Source organism: Plantibacter sp. ME-Dv--P-122b, assembly GCF_030209375.1.
Lineage (GTDB): Bacteria > Actinomycetota > Actinomycetes > Actinomycetales > Microbacteriaceae > Plantibacter.
This window is the reverse complement of record NZ_JARVSC010000001.1, coordinates 439,084-457,578: the sequence shown is the minus strand read 5'-3', so window position 1 is coordinate 457,578 and position 18,495 is coordinate 439,084. Positions and strand designations below refer to the sequence as shown.

At 69.6% G+C, this 18,495-nt stretch carries 16 protein-coding genes; 2 read left to right on the top strand and 14 right to left on the bottom strand.

Annotated elements, in window-relative coordinates; translation table 11 throughout:
• Positions 1-30 precede the first annotated feature (30 nt).
• Positions 31-957 carry a Ppx/GppA phosphatase family protein gene (locus QRN19_RS02195; protein ID WP_285024962.1) on the top strand — a complete coding sequence of 309 codons (927 nt, stop codon included), beginning with the start codon at positions 31-33 and terminating at the stop codon, positions 955-957.
• 127 nt (positions 958-1,084) lie between these two features.
• Here the strand turns inward: QRN19_RS02195 and QRN19_RS02190 are convergent, their stop codons facing one another.
• The 7 genes from QRN19_RS02190 to lysS all read right to left on the bottom strand — a co-directional run bounded on the left by QRN19_RS02190 (position 1,085) and on the right by lysS (position 12,385).
• Complete coding sequence (locus tag QRN19_RS02190; RefSeq protein WP_064294324.1) at positions 1,085-3,613, bottom strand: ATP-dependent Clp protease ATP-binding subunit; 2,529 nt, start codon at positions 3,611-3,613, stop codon at positions 1,085-1,087.
• A gap of 173 nt (positions 3,614-3,786) precedes the next feature.
• Positions 3,787-4,923, bottom strand: coding sequence for a baeRF11 domain-containing protein (locus tag QRN19_RS02185; protein ID WP_285024959.1), 1,137 nt, complete (start codon positions 4,921-4,923; stop codon positions 3,787-3,789).
• Between the two features lie 180 nt (positions 4,924-5,103).
• On the bottom strand, positions 5,104-8,634 hold the full coding sequence (locus tag QRN19_RS02180) for an SdrD B-like domain-containing protein (protein WP_285024958.1): 3,531 nt from the start codon (positions 8,632-8,634) through the stop codon (positions 5,104-5,106).
• 228 nt (positions 8,635-8,862) lie between these two features.
• Positions 8,863-10,332 (bottom strand): cardiolipin synthase, encoded by a 1,470-nt coding sequence (gene cls, locus QRN19_RS02175; protein WP_285024957.1) that lies wholly within the window; start codon positions 10,330-10,332, stop codon positions 8,863-8,865.
• 78 nt (positions 10,333-10,410) lie between these two features.
• Positions 10,411-10,608 carry a hypothetical protein gene (locus tag QRN19_RS02170; RefSeq protein WP_194718988.1) on the bottom strand — a complete coding sequence of 66 codons (198 nt, stop codon included), beginning with the start codon at positions 10,606-10,608 and terminating at the stop codon, positions 10,411-10,413.
• 68 nt (positions 10,609-10,676) lie between these two features.
• Complete coding sequence (locus QRN19_RS02165) at positions 10,677-10,823, bottom strand: hypothetical protein (RefSeq protein WP_153303387.1); 147 nt, start codon at positions 10,821-10,823, stop codon at positions 10,677-10,679.
• A 41-nt stretch (positions 10,824-10,864) separates the two neighbouring features.
• Positions 10,865-12,385, bottom strand: a complete 1,521-nt coding sequence (lysS, locus tag QRN19_RS02160; RefSeq protein ID WP_285024955.1) for a lysine--tRNA ligase — start codon at positions 12,383-12,385, stop codon at positions 10,865-10,867.
• Between the two features lie 217 nt (positions 12,386-12,602).
• Here lysS and QRN19_RS02155 point away from each other — a divergent pair, with 217 nt between their 5' ends.
• Positions 12,603-13,100 (top strand): DoxX family protein, encoded by a 498-nt coding sequence (locus QRN19_RS02155; protein ID WP_285024953.1) that lies wholly within the window; start codon positions 12,603-12,605, stop codon positions 13,098-13,100.
• Between the two features lie 71 nt (positions 13,101-13,171).
• Here the strand turns inward: QRN19_RS02155 and QRN19_RS02150 are convergent, their stop codons facing one another.
• From QRN19_RS02150 to folP, 7 genes are read right to left on the bottom strand one after another with little or no spacing between them, the layout of a single operon-like run.
• Positions 13,172-13,885, bottom strand: a complete 714-nt coding sequence (locus QRN19_RS02150; protein WP_285024952.1) for a Rossmann-like and DUF2520 domain-containing protein — start codon at positions 13,883-13,885, stop codon at positions 13,172-13,174.
• A complete protein-coding gene (locus QRN19_RS02145) occupies positions 13,882-15,702 on the bottom strand; it encodes a PH domain-containing protein (RefSeq protein ID WP_285024951.1) in 1,821 nt (606 codons plus the stop codon). The genes QRN19_RS02150 and QRN19_RS02145 overlap by 4 nt, the downstream gene beginning before the upstream one ends.
• Entirely contained in the window at positions 15,699-16,313 is a 615-nt protein-coding gene (locus tag QRN19_RS02140; protein ID WP_502928016.1) for a PH domain-containing protein, read from the bottom strand. Before QRN19_RS02140 ends, QRN19_RS02145 begins: the two co-directional genes overlap by 4 nt.
• Positions 16,270-16,749 carry a DUF3180 domain-containing protein gene (locus tag QRN19_RS02135; RefSeq protein WP_079705159.1) on the bottom strand — a complete coding sequence of 160 codons (480 nt, stop codon included), beginning with the start codon at positions 16,747-16,749 and terminating at the stop codon, positions 16,270-16,272. The genes QRN19_RS02140 and QRN19_RS02135 overlap by 44 nt, the downstream gene beginning before the upstream one ends.
• Entirely contained in the window at positions 16,746-17,306 is a 561-nt protein-coding gene (gene folK, locus QRN19_RS02130; protein ID WP_285024947.1) for a 2-amino-4-hydroxy-6-hydroxymethyldihydropteridine diphosphokinase, read from the bottom strand. The genes QRN19_RS02135 and folK overlap by 4 nt, the downstream gene beginning before the upstream one ends.
• Positions 17,306-17,695, bottom strand: a complete 390-nt coding sequence (folB, locus tag QRN19_RS02125) for a dihydroneopterin aldolase (RefSeq protein WP_175116326.1) — start codon at positions 17,693-17,695, stop codon at positions 17,306-17,308. Before folB ends, folK begins: the two co-directional genes overlap by 1 nt.
• Positions 17,688-18,491: a dihydropteroate synthase gene (gene folP, locus QRN19_RS02120; protein ID WP_285024945.1), complete on the bottom strand. Its 804-nt coding sequence runs from the start codon at positions 18,489-18,491 to the stop codon at positions 17,688-17,690. Before folP ends, folB begins: the two co-directional genes overlap by 8 nt.
• Positions 18,492-18,495: the final 4 nt, after the last annotated feature.

Below are 18,495 nucleotides of genomic sequence, written 5' to 3'. Positions count from 1 at the left end.
ACCCGGGGGCGCAGGCAGTACTGTGAGCGCATGCGACTCGGAGTCCTCGACGTGGGATCGAACACCGTCCACCTGCTCATCGTCGATGCCCATCCGGGAGCGCGGCCGATCCCCCAGTCGTCGCACAAGTCGGTGCTGCGACTGATGCGATACCTCACGCCCGACGGATCGATCAGCGATGAGGGCGTCGCGGTCATCCTCGAGTCGATCGGTGCAGCGGCGGCGATCGCCCAGGAGAGCGGCCTCGACGAACTGCTCTCGATGGCGACCTCGGCCATCCGTGAGGCGACGAACGGGCCGGAGGTCCTGGCCCTCGTCGAGGAGCGGACCGGCATCGCCCTGCAGGTCCTCTCCGGTGACGACGAGGCGAAGCTCACCTTCCTCGCCGTCCGCCGCTGGTACGGCTGGTCGGCCGGCGAGATGCTCCTCCTCGACATCGGCGGCGGCTCGCTCGAGATCGCGGCCGGCGGCGACGAGTACCCCGATGTCGCGATCTCCCTGCCGCTCGGCGCCGGCCGCTCCACCGTCGGCTTCCTGCACGACGACCCACCGACCGTCGCGCAGCAGGAGGCGCTCCGCCTGCACGCCCGCGAGGTGCTGACCGCAGCACTGCCCGCGTTCGCCGAAGAGCCCGACGCCCATCACGTCGTCGGATCGTCCAAGACCATCCGCTCCCTCGCACGCCTCGCAGGATCGGTGGCCGACGGCATCGGAGGCACCGAACGATCGCTGCTCCGTCGCAGCCAGCTCGACGACTGGAACCCCCGGCTCGCGCGTATCCCCGCCGACGCCCGCCCCGCGCTCCCCGGGATCACCGCCGACCGCACGTTCCAGATCGTCGCCGGCGGCATCGTCCTGTCCGAGGCGATGGCCGCCTTCCGCGTCCGCGAGCTCGACGTCTCCCCCTGGGCGCTCCGCGAGGGCATCATCCTCCGCTACCTCGACCGCCTCGGCTGACCACCGCCGTTCGTTCGCCCAGGTTTGGGCGCGCGAGACCCGGATCGCCCGAAGGTGGGCGAACGAACCCGTCCCGACACGACGAAGGCCCCCACTCCGCGGAGTGGGGGCCTTCGGCGACTCGGGGCTACTCGCCCGTGATCGCGAGATCCGGCGTGGCCGAACCCGTACCGAGCGACGCCTGCGCGTTCACGCCGGCACCGACCGACTCACCGCGAGCCGAGGTCGTGAAGGCGAACGCGCCGTTCACGAAGTCGACGTGCACGTGGTCGCCGGCGTTGAGCTCGCCGTGGAGGATCTGCTCGCTGAGCTGGTCCTCGACCTCGCGCTGCATCGCACGACGCAGCGGACGAGCCCCGAGGGTCGGATCGAAGCCGACCTCGATGAGGCGCTCCTTCGCCGGCAGCGTGAGCTCGATCGTCATGTCGCGGTCGAGCAGACGCTCCGAGAGACGCTTCGTGAACAGGTCCACGATCTGCAGGAGCTCCGGCTTCGACAGCTGCGGGAACACGATGATGTCGTCGACACGGTTCAGGAACTCGGGCTTGAAGTGCTTCTTCAGCTCCTCGTTCACCTTGCCGCGCATGATGTCGTACCCGGTCGAGGCGTTGCCCTCGATCTGGAAGCCGACCGGACCACCGGCGATGTCACGAGCACCGAGGTTGGTGGTCATGATGATGACGGTGTTCTTGAAGTCGACGACGCGACCCTGACCATCCGTCAACCGGCCCTCTTCCAGGATCTGGAGGAGCGAGTTGAAGATGTCGGGGTGGGCCTTCTCGATCTCGTCGAAGAGCACGACGCTGAACGGCTTGCGACGCACCTTCTCGGTGAGCTGGCCACCCTCTTCGAAGCCGACGAACCCGGGAGGAGCACCGAACAGTCGCGAGACCGTGTGCTTCTCGCCGTACTCCGACATGTCGAGGGAGATCAGCGCGCCTTCGTCGTCGAACAGGAACTCGGCGAGCGCCTTCGCGAGCTCGGTCTTACCGACACCCGTGGGGCCGGCGAAGATGAACGAGCCCGAGGGACGCTTCGGGTCCTTGAGGCCGGCACGCGTGCGGCGGATGGTCTTGGAGAGCGCCGAGATGGCCTCCTCCTGACCGATGACCCGCTGGTGCAGCGCCTTCTCCATGAAGACGAGTCGCGAGGACTCCTCTTCGGTGAGCTTGAAGACGGGGATGCCGGTCGCCTGGGCGAGGACCTCGGCGATCAGACCCTCGTCGACCTCGGCGGTCGTCTTGACGTCGCCCGAGCGCCACTGCTTCTCAAGGCGCAGACGCTCGCCGAGGAGGTTCTTCTCCTCGTCGCGGAGCGACGCCGCCTTCTCGAAGTCCTGCTCCTCGATGGCCGTCTCCTTGGCCTCGCGGACGCCGGCGATCTTGTCGTCGAACTCGCGCAGCTCGGGCGGGCTCGAGAGGATCGACAGACGCAGGCGCGCACCGGCCTCGTCGATCAGGTCGATGGCCTTGTCGGGCAGGAAGCGGTCGGAGATGTACCGGTCGGCGAGGTTCGCCGCCGAGACGAGCGCGCCGTCGGTGATGGACACCTTGTGGTGCGCCTCGTACCGGTCGCGCAGCCCCTTGAGGATGTTGATCGTGTGCGGCAGCGACGGCTCCATGACCTGGATCGGCTGGAAGCGGCGCTCGAGTGCTGCGTCCTTCTCGAAGTGCTTGCGGTACTCGTCGAGCGTGGTGGCACCGATGGTCTGGAGCTCACCGCGGGCGAGCAGCGGCTTGAGGATGGAGGCCGCGTCGATCGCGCCTTCGGCGGCACCGGCACCCACGAGGGTGTGGATCTCGTCGATGAAGACGATGATGTCGCCGCGGGTGCGGATCTCCTTGGTGACCTTCTTCAGGCGCTCCTCGAAGTCACCGCGGTAGCGGCTGCCGGCGATGAGCGAGCCGAGGTCGAGCGAGTACAGCTGCTTGTCCTTCAGCGTCTCCGGGACATCGCCCTTGACGATCGCCTGGGCGAGACCCTCGACGACGGCGGTCTTGCCGACGCCGGGCTCACCGATGAGGACCGGGTTGTTCTTCGAGCGACGGGAGAGGATCTGCATGACCCGTTCCATCTCCTTGTCGCGACCGATGACCGGGTCGAGCTTGTTGTCACGCGCGGCCTGCGTGAGGTTGCGGCCGAACTGGTCGAGGATCTGCGACCCGCCCTGCGCCTGCTGCTCACTCTGGTTGCCGCCGACCGGGGCTGCTTCCTTGCCCTGGTAGCCGGACAGCAGCTGGATGACCTGCTGGCGCACACGGTTGAGGTCGGCACCCAGCTTCACGAGGACCTGGGCTGCGACGCCCTCGCCCTCGCGGATGAGGCCGAGCAGGATGTGCTCCGTGCCGATGTAGTTGTGGCCGAGCTGCAGCGCTTCGCGCAGGCTCAGCTCCAGCACCTTCTTGGCGCGCGGCGTGAACGGGATGTGTCCCGTCGGCTGCTGCTGGCCGGTGCCGATGATGTCGGTGACCTGCTCACGCACGGCATCGAGGGAGATCCCGAGGGACTCGAGTGCCTTGGCGGCGACTCCTTCTCCCTCGTGGATGAGGCCGAGCAGGATGTGCTCGGTCCCGATGTAGTTGTGGTTGAGCATCTTGGCCTCTTCCTGGGCCAGGACGACGACACGACGCGCACGGTCGGTGAATCTCTCGAACATGATCACTCTCCTCCGGCACCGGGCAGGGTGGTGATGCCGTTAGTAGGAGCGTAACGACCGCCGCAGCTCTCTTCGCCCCTGTTCGCCGTGGGCGTGATGCGCGGCCACCGGGAACGCCGCAGCGCACGTGCACCGGGCACGTGCGCTGCGGGTGTCGGCTGATCGCGGCTCGGTCAGACCGGGAACCGGACGGTCGCCGCGAGGGCGCCCCCACCGGGGACGTCGTCGGCGCGGACGGCGAGGATCCGGGCATCGGAGAGCAGCGCCCGGCGGAGGATCTCGTCGATCACACCGTAGTTCGTCGCGTCGGCGTCGTCGGCGAGGGTGACGACACCGGTGGTCTCGTCGACCGTGCCCGGCAGGTTGCTGTCGATGTCGACGAAGAGGGTGTCGACCGCGTTCGCCGTCGCGGCGCGTGCCACATCGCCGAGGTCGGTCACGGCACGACCGTTCGACGCTCGCGTGCCGAACTCCTCGCACAACGCGTGCAGTTCGGCGGCGTACAGCTCGTCGAGGATCGGGCGGGCCGCTGCGGCGAGCTGCTCGTCCGAGCGCTCCTGCTGGTTGCCCTCGATCTCCGGCTTCACGAGGTGCTTGTAACTCGAGACGGACCGGAAGATCCCCGTCATCGGTTCGGCACCCGCGATGATGAGCGGCTCCTTCGAGCCGGCGAGCACCGGTGACAACGCCTTGTTGATCGCCTGCGCATACTCCTGCATCCGGACCTTCTGTCCCTCGGAGCCCTGGATGCGTCCCTGGGGGCTGCGTCCGTCGGAACCTCGACCGCGGATGGAGTCGACGCCGGCAGCCTCGGCCACATCGGCTGGCACCCCCTCGAGCTCGATGCTGGTGGCAGGGAGGTCACGCGACACGGCGACGAGTCGCACCCCGCTCTGCGCGAGCGCCAGCACGTAGGCCGACTGCGGGAAGGTGAGCGCGCGCATCAACGGCTTGATGTAGAAGCGGTCCGACACCTCCGCGCACGACTGCAGGATGTTCGGGACCCTGAAGTAGCGCGTCAGGGACGGGCTGACGTAGAGCGCGAGGCTCGACGACAGATAGCGGAGGAAGTCCGGATCCTCCAGGAGGTCGTCGACCGTTCCCGTGAACGCAGCGATCGCCGCCCGGTCTGCTCCCGCAGCCGTCAGCTGCTCGACCGCCACCTTCACCTGGTTCTTGAGGTCCAGGCGGATATGGCTCGTATCCGAGGGGTTGGTGCTCGTCGCGAGGATGATCGACACGCTGCCAGGCTCGCGAGCGGTGGCGAGCTCGACGATGTCGGAGCGGGTCGGAATATCGGTGTGGTGCACTGATGCCTCCTTCGATCGCGTCAGGCGAAGGGTCGACCGGGAGCAGGCGACGCCGTCGTGGGCCTGACTTGACCCCAGTATAGGGAGCGCCCACCCCTCGATCCGGGGTCGATTCTGCGGACATTCGGAGCCGGGGTCGGGCCACGGGACATCGATCCCGCGGCCCGACTCACGGCCTCGTCACTCGGTCGAGGCCGGGCTGTCCGTCGGCTGCTCCGATGCGACGAGCCGTCGCGTCCGCCGCAGCGCCAGGACGAGTAGGCCGGCGACGACGAGCAGCCCGCCCGCGAGCAAGGCTCCGGTCGTGAGCCCGGCGCCGGTGACGGCGAGCGGACTCGCGGTGTCCCGGCCGGTCGTGCCCTCCGGCGCACCAGGCGTCACGCCCGGCCCCTCGGGATCCGGGACGGTCCCGGGATCGGTCGCGATGAGACCGCCGTTCCACCGGAGGTCCTCGCCGTCGGTTCCGCTCGGCGACGGGTCCGCGATCACGATGTCCGGCATCACCCACGCCGCCGGGTCGATCGCGGAGTTCCGGAGGTCGTCGTCGCCGACGCGAGGGGACGTGGCGTCGGCCACCAGATCATCCGGGAGTCGCACGTCGATCCGGTAGGCACCGGAGAGGAGCGAGTCGAACCGGTACCGTCCGTCGGCGTCGGTCGTGACGGACCGGGTGACCGGCTCACCGCGCTTGTCGGTGCCGGTCAGTTCGAGCTCGACATCGGCGACACCAGGCCCCGGCGTCCCGTCGAGCCCGTCGTCGTCGAGCCCGTTCGCGTCGAGATCCCACCAGACGCGTTCGCCGAGGGCCGAGCTCACCAGCTGGGCCGCGACCCGGGGCGATTGTGCTCCGAGTGATTGCGTCGCGGAGTGTACGACGGCGTCGTTCACGAACCGGGCGTCGACCGCGGCACCGGCGGTCGTCAGCTCGTAGTCGACGACCACTGGCGCGAACGGCGCGAGCTCGGCGACGGTGGCCTCGATCGCGGTCACCTCCACAACGGACGCCGGGCAGCCGGGCATGCCGAACTCGTTCGCCGCACACCACCGCGCTCCGTCCGGCAGCGTGCCGAAGCCGTCGTCGACGACGGGATCGACGTGACTCGCGACCGCATCACCGGGCGCCGCCGTGTAGCGGAGGTCTGCTCCGTCCGACGAGGCCGGACCCGCCAGGACGCCCTGCCCGGTCGAGCCCCGGTCGTCGCCCGGATACGGGAGGACGTCGATCATCCGGACCTCGCGCTGCACGGCCCCGGCGCTCATGTTCCCGAAGACGACGTCGACGTCGATCGCATCGCCGAACTCGACGATGGACCGGGCGACGTGCTTGTCGATCTGCAGCCCGGATGGAGTGGTGACCACCATCGACTGCCAGGAGTAGTGGGAGTCGAGCTGTCCCTGCTCCGCCGGGAAATCCGCCAGAGAACCCGGGTCGTCCGGGCTCGCGACGATCGCGCGATTGAGGAACTGTCCCACTGAGAACCGGTCCGAGACCGCGGTGTAGGCGATCACCGGCTCGACTCCTTGGCGGATCCGCCCGAGGTCCCAGGTGAGGAGCGTGCTGCCGTCCGCCTGTGGGACCGCGGTCGTGACCGCCGGGGTCGCCGAGCCCTCGTCGAAGAGGAACCCGGCCGGCAGCGAGTCCGTGACCGTCACGGCGTCGGCTCGATCAGCCACCCCGTCGGGGGTGATGATCTGCGGACGCACCTCGAAGGTGATCGGTGAGCCTGCCGCGATCGGCGCCGGAGCGCCAGGCGCGACCTCCGGTGAGGTGGCCCGCTTGTTGAGCGTGACCGCCGCGTTCGCGGCGACCAGCTGGTCACCGCGGGGGTACTGAGCGTTGCCCTCGGACGCCCGGTAGCGGCCGTGCCACCACCCGTCCTCGACCCAAGCGGTCGCCGACTCCCGGTCCGGGCCGTTGCCGGAGGACTTGATGCTGTAGGTCTCGGTGATCATGGTGCCGACGTCGAGGCCCGATCTGGCCTGCAGTTGCACCCACAGGGTCACGCTCGTGCGGGGAGGGAGCTCGCCGTCGACGGGACGGAGCCGGACCTTCGTGATGTCATCGGTGTCGACGAGTGACGGGTCGGAGATCCAGGTGTCGTCGGCGTCGTCGCAGGTGGTCGCATCCATCTGCGACTGCCGGGTCTCGGCGTCGGCCGCGGCGTCGACGCTGGGCGTCGTTCCGTAGTCGACGATCACGGCGCCGGCGGTGGAGCGGAACTCCGCCGGGTCGCCTCCGCCGGGACGCTCGCCGACCTGCTGGGTGGCCGGGTCGAACACCGCGCAGAGCACGGCGCCGGTCAGGGGGCTCGTCGTGGTGTTGTTCCAGGCGACGGTCTGCTCGAACCGCTGGCCGCCGGCGACAGGCCCGTCGCCGGAGCCGGCCGTGCTCTGTCCGGGCACCCTGCGGTTGTCGGTCCGGCGGTCCGAGTACCGGCTCGCGTGGTCTCCGCCGCCGGTACGCTGCGCGATCGTCGCCGTGGCGCCGTTGTCCGCCAGCGGCTCCGGAGCGTTCGGTAGGGGCGTCCCGTCGGCGGCGACACCGGTCACGTGGAGATCGGCGAGGTCCAGCCGCACCGGCAGGGCGCCGTTCGCCGGGACGTCCGCTTCAGGCACGAACACGCCGAATCGTGCAACGGCGAGGTAGCCCTGCGCGGTGATCGTGGCGCCGGAGGCCGACCGCGACGGGATGTGGTCGCCGCTCAGGTCGGCCCCACTGACCGTGACGAGGACGGAGCGACCGTCGGCTGCCGACTCACAGGTCCAGGTCCCGGAATCCGAGACCGCGTCGTCGCCTCCGCCCGTCGCCTTCGGGAAGACCGCGGAGTCGAAGGCCCCGGTGAGACAGCGCTGCGGCACCGGTCGCCCCTCGGGGTTCACGGTCGCGAGTCGTGCGCCGGCTGGATACCCACTGAGATCGATGACGAAGGTGACATCGCCCACGACGTTCCCCGATCCGCGAGCGCCGCGTCCCTCATCGGTGCCGAAATCCGTGATCGAGAGGTACGTGTCGTGTGCGACGTACCAGCCCAGCGCACCGTCCTGCTCCTGCACGCTGTCGACGACCGGCCCCCGTCGGACGCCGACGTTGACGCGCGGGCCGCTGCTCACCACCAGATCCGGTGCGGTCGTGCTGGCCCGGATCTCGGACCCGTCGGCGGCATCGACTGCGATGATCTCGATGCCGTCCTGCGGCGCGCTGATGACCGTGCCGTTCGGTGGCGCGGTGGTGAGCATCGCGGTGAGGTCGATCGCACTCACCGAGTTCGGGAGGACGTCGGAGCGGACGCAGTCGAGGACGGCCCGGTCGGGACTGACCGTGGATCCCGCGACGCAGTACCCGGGCAACTGATCGACGGTGGGCCACTGCAACCCTTCGGGCAGTCGTTGTCTGACGACCACCCGGTTGTCCCGGGCGGCCCCGCGCAACTGCGCCTCGATCGTGTACGTCACGGCGTCGTGGGACCGGAGTATCGCGTCGTCGGGTGAGACGTCGAGTCCTGGGCCGGGCGCCGGATCGAAGGGAACGCTCCCGGTGGCGGTGCGCTGCAGTGAGGTGTTGAGCCCGAGCGCCTCGGTCGAGGCGGTGGGAGTCGAGGTGGCAGCGGGTGTCGAGGTGGTCTCCGGTGCCGTGACCGGCAGCATGGAGCCGCCCGCGACGGCGACGATGGACAGGGCTCCGAGCGCCCTGCGGAAGAGGATGGTGTTCACGTGGGTCCGACCTTCTGGAGGAGAGGGGGCGGTCACACGATACACAAATTGGTCGACTGATATGTGGAATACCCACAGTTTCTTGCGATGTCGGACACTCGTCGTGGACGGGCTCTCCGAGCGGCGCGCGACGAAGGGGGCCGTCGCTTTCTCGAGGAGGCAGCCCTCGGGGGTATCAGCGCGGTCGTTCTGTCTGAGGCAACAGATATCCGCGGGATCACCGTCCGACTATTGCAGCGCGGACGTCAATCTGGCGAGGTTGTCGAGCACCGTCGACCGCAGCGGCTGCTTCAGCCATTCCGCGAGCGTCAGTTCCTTGCTGATCTCGCGGTACCCGTCCTCGACGCCGCGCATCTCCTGGACGAACTCACGCCCACGGACCATGAGCGAGACCTCCAGATTGAGACCGAAGGAACGCATGTCCATGTTGCTCGATCCGATCACGGCGACGTCGTCGTCGATCGTGAAGTGCTTCGCGTGCAGGATGTACGGGGCCGGGTATTGGAAGATCCGCACGCCGGCCCGCAGGAGCGCTTCGTAGTACGAACGCTGCGCATGCCAGACCATCGCCTGGTCGCCGATCTCGGAGACGAACAGGTCGACCGGGACACCACGCTGGACCGCGGTCGTGACCGCTGCGAGCAGCGATTCGTCGGGCACGAAGTACGGACTCGTGATGACGATGCGCCGCTGCGCCGCATAGATGAGCGTGAGGAACAGCTTGAGGTTGTTGTCGCCGTCGAACCCCGGCCCGCTCGGCACGACCTGCAGCTCGAGGTCGCCCACCGGTCGGGCCTCGAGCAGGCCGACCTCGTGGGACAGGACGTCGCCCGTCTCGCTGTACCAGTCGCTCAGGAAGATGGTGTTGATCCCCGCGACCCCGGGGCCCTCCACCCGCGTCATGAGCTCCTGCCACTGGAGACCCCGCTTGATGTTGCCCGGCTTGTTGTAACTCCGGTCGATCATGTTCTGCGAGCCCATGAACGCGACCGCGCCGTCGACGATCACCATCTTGCGGTGGTTCCGGAGGTCGGGACGTTGGAATTTGCCCTTGAACGGCTGGAGCGGCAGCATGAGCGCCCACTGAGCCCCCATCGCGGTGAGGCGTTTCAGCGTGTGCTTGTAGTCGGGGGTCCGCCAGCTCGCGAAGTGGTCGAGCAGGACCCGGACCGTGACGCCGCGGGCCACTGCGCGCTCGAGCGCGTCGAAGAACGGCTTCGTGGTGCGGTCGCAGGTGAGGATGTAGAACTCGACGTGCACGAACTGCTCAGCGCGGTCGACCTCCTCGGCCATGGCGTGGAGGGAGGCCTCGTAGTCACCGATGAGGCTGGCGGTGTTCCCGCCCTGCAGGGGCATCGACCCGAGGTTGCGGTTGAGCGTCACGACCGACCGGAACCAGGCCGGCGCGTTCGACGTCAGGTTCGCCTTGACGAGGTCGCGGGTCGTCTGGCGGATGTAGACGTTGATGTCGTACTGCTTCTTCCGGCGCACCCGCGGCAGTTTCGGGTTCCCGATGAGGAGGAAGGCGATGACGCCGACGTACGGGATGAGGAAGATCGCGAGCAGCCAGGCCATCCCGGCGGTGGGGCGCCGGTTGCGCGGGACGACGATCACCGCGATGACACGGATGATGAAGTCCAGGACGAGGGCCGTGATGCCCAGCCAGTTCCAGGAGAACTCGATCGTCATGTCGCCCATCCGCTCAGCTGCCGAGGCTCCAGCCTACTGACCATGCCGGACAGCTGTGGGGTGACCTCGCCACGTGATACGGGCGGATCAGACCTCGCGAGGTGCGGAGGGCTCGACCGGCGGGAGACCGAGCTTCGCGCGCTGCTCCGCCTCGACCTGCGCGTACGCCTTGCGCTCGTTGCGGTCGGACCGCAGGATGGCGCGCATGACGACCCAGAAGATGATGCCGACGACCACGGTGGGCAGCAGCGACCAGAGCGCGTTGAGCCAGTAGTCTTCGATCACCCGTCAATCGTACCCCCCTTCGACAGGCTCAGGGACCGGAAGGTTCGCCCCGGGGCCGGGGAGCTCGCTCAGGAGCCTCCGGCGAGGGCGCCCCACAGACCGCTGACGACGAGGTACAGGCCGATCCCGCCGACCACGATCCAGATCGTGATGCGCGCCGTCGTCGGCCCCTGCTTCTTCGGGTCCTGGTGGTCGCCGGGGTCCATCATGCTCATCGTCGCGCCTGACTGTCGGTGGTCGTGCTGCCGGGTGGCCGCTACTTGACCAGGGGGAAGAGGATCGTCTCGCGGATACCGAGACCGGTCAGCGCCATGAGGAGTCGGTCGATGCCCATCCCCATGCCTCCGGACGGCGGCATCCCGAACTCGAGTGCCCGCAGGAACTCCTCGTCGAGACGCATGGCCTCGACGTCGCCCTGCGCGGCGAGCTTCGCCTGCTCGATGAACCGTTCGCGCTGCACGACCGGGTCGACGAGCTCGGAGTAGCCGGTGGCGAGCTCGAAGCCGCGGACGTAGAGGTCCCACTTCTCGACCGCGCCATCGATGGAGCGGTGGGCGCGCACGAGCGGGCTGGTGTCGACCGGGAAGTCCATGACGAAGGTCGGGCGCTCGAGGCCACCCTTGACGAAGTGCTCCCACAGCTCCTCGACGTACTTGCCGTGGATGGGGTGCGGGACCTCGACGCCCTCACGCGCGGCGAGCGCCTTGAGTTCCTCGATCGGCGTCTGCGGCGTGATCTCCACACCCGCGGCGGCCGACAGGCTCTCGAACATCGAGATGCGGTCCCACTCGCCTCCGAGGTCGAACTCCGTGCCGTCGGCCCAGGTGACGACGTGGCTCCCGCTCGTCGCGAGTGCGGCGTTCTGGATGAGGGTCTGCGTGAGGTCGGCCATGGTGCCGTAGTCGCCGTAGGCCTCGTACGCCTCGAGCATCGCGAACTCGGGGCTGTGCGTGGAGTCGGCGCCTTCGTTGCGGAAGTTGCGGTTGATCTCGTAGACGTGGTCGATGCCGCCGACGACGGCCCGCTTCAGGTACAGCTCGGGCGCGATGCGCAGGTAGAGCTCGGTGTCGAACGCGTTCGAGTGGGTGACGAAGGGACGGGCGGAGGCTCCACCGTGCATGACCTGGAGCATCGGCGTCTCGACCTCGACGAAGTCGCGCTCCGTGAAGGTCTTGCGGAGGCTGGCCACCGTCTTCGCCCGGTCGAGCACGTTCTTGCGTGCCTGGTCGCGGGCGATGAGGTCGAGGTACCGACTGCGGACCCGCGTCTCCTCGTTGAGCTCGTTGTGGAGGTTCGGCAGGGGCAGGATCGCCTTCGCCGCGATGGTCCACTCGGCCACCATGATCGACAGCTCGCCACGACGACTGGAGATGACCTCGCCGGAGACGAAGACGTGGTCGCCGAGGTCGACGAGCTCCTTCCACGCGGCGAGCTGTTCGTCACCGACGCTGGCCAGGCTCACCATCGCCTGGATGCGGCTGCCGTCGCCCGACTGGAGGCTGGCGAAGCAGAGCTTCCCGGTGTTGCGCAGGTGCACGACGCGGCCCGCGACGCCGACCGTGACGCCGGTCGCCTCGTCGGGCTGGAGCTCGCCGAAGCGGGCGCGCACCGCGGGGATCGTGTCGGTGATGGGGAGGGTGACGGGGTAGGCGCCACCGGCACCCGACGTCGCCTCGTCGATGAGGCGCTGGCGCTTCGCGAGCCGGACGGCCTTCTGCTCGGAGAGCTCTGCCTGCTCTGCTGCGTCGTCGATCGGCTCTGGCGTCGTGTCAGTCATGCGGTGGGATTCTCCTCGTGCGGTCACTGGAGTTTACCGGGGACCGTGCGGGCCGCGCGCACGGCCGGTTTCCTATGAACCGGCTATCGACGTCCTGACAAGGGCCTCCGAACAACCATTCGGAGGACATCGCCGGGTACCCGGGCCGTGCTTGGCTCGGAGGACAGGAGTCCCGATCGGGGGCACCGACGCCGGAAACGAACTCGAAAGGCTCGTCATGACGACGCTCTCCGACCACCAGCACACCGACCACCGCGAAGCCACCACCGTCCCACCGGTCCCGGCCTCCCCCGCCGCGCCGCGCGGACAGGCGGGGATCGACGCCGGCCTTCTCCTCCTGCGCCTGGCCCTCGGCGTGGTCTTCATCGCCCACGGCCTCCAGAAGTTCCTCGTCGACTCCATCCCGGGCGTCGCCTCCGGGTTCGGTGGCATGGGCATCCCGGCACCGGAGGTCGCGGCGGTCGTCGTCGCCGGTCTCGAGGTGGTCGGCGGCCTGCTGCTCATCGTCGGCCTCGGCACGCGCATCGTGGGCGCCCTGCTCGCGGTGACCATGGCGGTGGCGATGGTGCTCGTGCACCTGCCGGCGGGGTTCTACGCCGCCGACGGTGGCTTCGAGTACGTCATGCTGCTCGCCCTCGCGTCGCTCGCACTCACGCTCGCCGGCCCGGGCCGACTCGCCGTCGACGCACTGATCCGTCGCCGCCGCACGCGCTGACACGGGTCCGCTGACACGGGTCCGCCCGCCTGCCCGGCCTCGGGTGGGCGGGCGGTCGTTCGTCCGCCCCGCTAGAGCAGCTCGTCGACGTCGGGTGTGGTCGCGCCGCGCAGGGCTTCATCGACCGACGACCGCACGAGCGACGACAGGAAGCCGCCGGCGTTCTCCACGCCGATGTCCTGGAGCAGACCCGTCGCCTGCTGCACGACCGCGCGGGAGAAGCTCGCGGCCGTCTCCACCGCTTCGGCGTAGGCCGCTCGATCGGCCTCGGCGATGATCACGGGCTCCGCGCCCATCTCGACCACGAGCGCCTGCCCGATCGGTTGGACCGGGGCCGGTGCGGTCACGGCGAACGAGGTCTCGTGCAGGCGCGCGAGATCGAGGCTCGTCCCGGTGAACACCATGGCCGGGTGGATCGCGAGCGGGATGGCACCGGCACGCGCGGCCGGAGCGAGGACCGCGGTCCCGAACCGAGCCGAGGTGTGGGCGACGAGCTGACCCGGCTGCCACGCACCGACCGCCGCGAGCCCCTCGACCAACGACGCGAGTTGCGCATCGGGTACGGCGATGACGACGAGTTCGCTCCGCTCGACGACCTCGGTCGGATCGAGCACCGGCACATCCGGCAACAGCGCGTTCGCCCGTTCGAGGCTCTCCTCCGACACCGCGGTGATGCCGACGATCGCGTGTCCCGCTCCCCCGAGCGCCGCTCCGATGACCGGGCCGACGCGACCACTCCCGATGATGCCGACGCCGAGCCTGGCGCTCCGTCGTTCCGCGCTCATGTGTTCCTCCGGTCGTGGTCGGTCGTCGGGAGCGGGACGGACGGTGCCGGGCTCTGCCCCTGCCACGGCTCGGCGTCCGCCTCCGTCATTGGCTGGGTGTCCGACGGCGACACCGGCTCGCCGAGGTAGGGCGCCGTCGCCTGCGCCTCGGACGGCTGGTGCTCGGGGTCGAAGCTCGCCCATCGGTGACTGCGGTCGGTCGACTGCGCGACCACGATCGCCGCCGACGCCGCGCCGAACATCCGCACCGCTTCGTCGCGGGCCATGGCCGGGAGCTTGGCGATCACCGGGCCGGGGACCGTGTGCGCGGTCGCGGAGGCGAGATCAAGCGCGCGCAGGAGCGGTCCCTGGTTGATCCGGAGGCTCTGCAGGCGTGCGAGCGGGAGGATGTGGAGTTTGCGCCAGACCACCCCCTGCCGGAACAGCAGCATCCCGTCGCGCAGGGCGTAGCCGGTACGACGCCACGAGAACCAGTTGATCCATCGCGAGCGGCGGGGCGATCCCACGAAACCGACGCCGTCGCGCGTGGCGAGGGCCGACTGCAAGGGCGCCCAGGCGCTGCCGTCGATCCGGCCCGCGAGCATGAGCTCCACGACCTGGGCGGCGTCCACGAGCGACCCGACCGGCAACACCGTGTTGCTCGTTGCACCGCGAGCAGCCTGCTCCAGCGAGAGGCCCGCCTTGTTGATCCGCACCCGCCACCAGCCGAACGGACGCCAGATGATGGGCTGCGACACCTCGATCGCGTGGATCCGGCCGGGCGGGACGGTGTCGTTCGTCGTCGAGAAGAGCCCGAAGCCGATGCGGACGCCCGACGGCGTCGCCGCGATGCTGTACCGCAGCGACTTCGTGACGCCCGACCAGACGAAGGCCCCGAGACTCAGCACCATGGGGACGAGCCAGAACCAGGCCCAGTCCAGGCCGTTGGCGAGGAGGATCACGCCGACCACGACCGAGATCAGGACGATCACGGTGAACGGGCTGAGCAGCGTGGACCCGACCAGGCGCCCGAGCGTCAGGCGCACGACGGAGTCCGGCACCGCCTCCTCCGGGTCGAGTTCGGGCGAGATGAAGTCGTCGACGCGCTCGGTGACGAACCGGGACACCCCACCGGTGCCGTCGGGCGCCGGTCGCGGCGGCTGGGTCGGGTCGGCCGGATCGCCGGCAGCGGCGGCCTGCCGGCGTTCGGCGAGCTTCACCCCGCTCGCGAGTGTGAGCACGTCCCGGCGGAGCCCGTCGGCGTCGGCACCGTACAGGTACTCGAGTTTGACGTTCGCGTCCTGGCCCGCGACGCTCACGTTGATGCGTGAGGCGCCGATGAGTCTGGCGAGGAGCGGCTTCTCGATGGAGACGCCCTGGATGCGGTCGAGCTTGGCCTTGCGGTTGGTGCGGAACAGGATGCCGCTGCGCACCTCCACCGCCTCGTCGGTGACGCGGAAGGTGTGCATGCGCCATGAGAACCAGAACACGGCGATCACCACGATGAGCCCGACGGCGATCGCGAGGAGCACCCACCCGACGAAGCCGTGGTTGAGGATGTAGTCGATCGGGTCGGTCGGCTGCTCCATCCCCGGAGCGGGGATGAAGAACTCGATGAGCCGCTCGCGGAGGTTCGCGATGACGATGCCGAGGATGGCGACGAACGCGATCCCGCCTCGGAGCAACGGCGTCGCCGGGTGCAACCGGTGCCATTGTCCGTCGACGAGACTTTGTCCGGCCACGCGTGGGACGATCGCCTCGGCCGTCGGCTTCACCCGGGGACTCGAGGCCGGAGCCTCGAACCGCTCCGGCGGCCCTGCCGCCTGGTGCTCGCTCACAGTCCGGTCCGCCGGCTCTCCGCCACGGCGACCAGGTGGTCGCGCAGCCCCTCGGCCTCGGCTTCCGGCAACCCGTTGATCACCACTCCGGTCGAGGCGGAGGCGGTCACGAATTTGAGGTCGGCGAGGCCGAACGCCCGCGAGAGGGGCCCGCGGTTGATGTCGACGAGCTGCATGCGCCCGTATGGCACGGCGACGAAGCGCTGCCACATGATGCCGCGGCGGAACAGCAGGTCGTCCGCACGCAGCTGATACCCGATCGACCGGATACGGCGCGGGATGAACGCCGCGACGATCAGGGAGATGACGGCGAAGGCGGCGAACGGCCACCAGATCCAGGTCCAGTCCCAGACGAGCGCAACGAAGACCACGGCCGCCGTGACGAGCACGAGGCCGGCGCCCTCGGAGATGAACTCGACGGCGATGAGCTTGCGACTCACGCGGCGCCACTCGGCGTCAGGCAGCTCGAGCCGCTTGCCGCTCTGCTCCGCGGGGCCGTCCTGGACCGTCTCCGGCGACGACAGCTCCTCGAGCGGCGTCTCGATCAGCGGCCGTTCGGCGGGCTGATCAGGTGTGGGACGGGGCTCCCCCGGGTGCGGCGTCGTCATCATCATCCTTCGGAACGGTGCAGAACCACTCGGCCACCAAGGCGGCGGCGACGAGTGCGACGGATCCCACGATGGACGCGATCACCAGCCACAACGAGCCTATCGCGGGCAGGATCGGGCGGGTCAGGACGAAGAGCAGGATCCCGACGGTCGCCCCCGCCACCAGGGAGCCCGCGTGGCTCGAGGCCTTCGCGAGCGCGGCGACCCGCATGGCGCGGAACGGATCGATCCGACGGGTGGCGCGACCGGTCGTGCTGCGGCGGATCGGCCAGGACAGGGCGATGAGGATGATCGCGACCGCCACGAGCGACACCGCGAGGGTGACGGGCGGAATGATCGACGCACGCCCGCCGGAGACCATCGCGACCTCGACGAGGAAACCGAAGACGACGCCGACCCCGGCGAGGACGATGAGCGGCGTCGCGGTGGTGCGGGTCACGGGTGCGTGCCGTCGTCGGGGACCACGGAGCCGTCCTTGGCGGCCGCCAAGGTGTCGAGGCGGCCGACGCCGGGCAACGTCGCGTCGGGGTCGAGGAGCAGCCAGGGCACGACGACGAACCCGCGCTCGGCGGCTCGCGGGTGCGGGACCGTCAGTCGATCGTCGTCGATCGTCTCGTCGTCGTAGGCGATGAGGTCGAGGTCGAGCGTCCGATCGCCCCAGCGCTCTTCGCGGACGCGGCCGTGCGCGAGCTCGATCCGCTGGAGTTCGTCGAGGAGCGCGTGCGGCTGGAGACGGGTGCGGACTGCTGCGACACCGTTGAGGTAGGCGGGAGCCGACTCGTCGACACCGGCGGGCTTGACGGCCGCGCTCGAGACGAGCGGTGACGGCCGCACCTCGAGCACCCCGTCGACGGCGGCGAGGTCGTCCACGGCCCGTGCGATCGTCGCGCGGCGGTCCCCCAGGTTGGCCCCGAGGGCCACGACGGCCCAGACGGCACGCGGCTTCGGTGGTCCGGGTCGACGGGCTGGGTCGTGGATCGGTGTGCGCGAGACCATCAGACGACCCGCCCGGTCGCGGTGCGATCGGCCTGGGTTCGCTCGATCGTCACCGCCACGTCAGCGAAGGGCACGGTGATCGGCGCGCTCGGCTTGTGCACCGTGACCCGGACCGCTTCCGCGCGCTCGTTCGCGAGCACCACGTCGGCGATGCGCTCGGCCACGGTCTCGATGAGGTCGACGGGGTCGCGCTCCACGGCAGCGACGACCGCCTCGGCGAGCTCGCCGTAGTGCATGGTCGCGCCGAGCTCGTCGCCGCCGGCGGCCGGGCGGAGGTCGAGTGACACGGTGACGTCGATGACGAACTCCTGTCCGGCCTCGCGCTCGAAGTCGAAGACGCCGTGGTGCGCGAACGCCCGCAGGCCCGTGAGGGTGATCGAATCAGTCATCGGCTCCACCTTGCCATGCATCGAGGGTATCGAGAGCGAGTCTGGTGGCGGCGACGTCGTGGACGCGCACACCCCAGGCTCCGGCCTGCGCGGCCAGCACGCTCACCACGGCGCTCGGCAGGTCGCGCGCCTCCATCGGTGCGTCCTCAGGGAGGAGCGCTCCGACGAACCGCTTGCGGGACGCGCCCACCAGGACGGGGTACCCGAGCTCGCGCAGCAGGTCGAGTCGGGCGAGGATGCGCCAGTTGTGCTCGGCGTGCTTGGAGAACCCGAGGCCGGGATCGACGACGATCCGGCCGGGATCGACGCCCTGACCGCGGAGGGTCGTCACCCGGTCGTCGAGTTCCCGAGCGACGTCGACCGCCGCGTCGGTGTACGTGGCGCGGCTCACCATGTCGGCCGAATGCCCGCGCCAATGGCTGATGACGCAGTCGAGGCCGGACGTCGCCATGACGCCCGGCATGCGGTCGTCGGCGAGGCCACCGGAGACGTCGTTGATGATCGAGGCACCGGCGTCGGCTGCGGCACGGGCGGTCTCCGCGTTCATCGTGTCGATGCTCACTCGCGCACCAGCGGCGGCCAGTGCGGCGATGACGGGTGCGACCCGGTGCTGCTCCTCGCGGGTGTCGACCCGGGCGGCACCGGGCCGGGTCGATTCGCCGCCGACGTCGATGATGGTCGCGCCGGCCGCGATGAGCTCGAGCCCGTGGGCGACGGCCTCGTCGACGTCGAGGTACCGGCCGCCGTCGCTGAACGAGTCGGGTGTGACGTTGACGACGCCCATGATCTGGAACATGCGA

Coding starts and splice junctions, on each gene's coding strand:
- QRN19_RS02195 (WP_285024962.1), top strand. CDS start 31: ATGCGACTCGGAGTCCTCGACGTGGGATCGAACACCGTCCACCTGCTC.
- QRN19_RS02190 (WP_064294324.1), bottom strand. CDS start 3,613: ATGTTCGAGAGATTCACCGACCGTGCGCGTCGTGTCGTCGTCCTGGCC.
- cls (WP_285024957.1), bottom strand. CDS start 10,332: ATGGGCGACATGACGATCGAGTTCTCCTGGAACTGGCTGGGCATCACG.
- QRN19_RS02165 (WP_153303387.1), bottom strand. CDS start 10,823: ATGAGCATGATGGACCCCGGCGACCACCAGGACCCGAAGAAGCAGGGG.
- lysS (WP_285024955.1), bottom strand. CDS start 12,385: ATGACTGACACGACGCCAGAGCCGATCGACGACGCAGCAGAGCAGGCA.
- QRN19_RS02155 (WP_285024953.1), top strand. CDS start 12,603: ATGACGACGCTCTCCGACCACCAGCACACCGACCACCGCGAAGCCACC.
- QRN19_RS02150 (WP_285024952.1), bottom strand. CDS start 13,885: ATGAGCGCGGAACGACGGAGCGCCAGGCTCGGCGTCGGCATCATCGGG.
- QRN19_RS02140 (WP_502928016.1), bottom strand. CDS start 16,313: ATGATGACGACGCCGCACCCGGGGGAGCCCCGTCCCACACCTGATCAG.
- folK (WP_285024947.1), bottom strand. CDS start 17,306: ATGGTCTCGCGCACACCGATCCACGACCCAGCCCGTCGACCCGGACCA.
- folB (WP_175116326.1), bottom strand. CDS start 17,695: ATGACTGATTCGATCACCCTCACGGGCCTGCGGGCGTTCGCGCACCAC.
- folP (WP_285024945.1), bottom strand. CDS start 18,491: ATGTTCCAGATCATGGGCGTCGTCAACGTCACACCCGACTCGTTCAGC.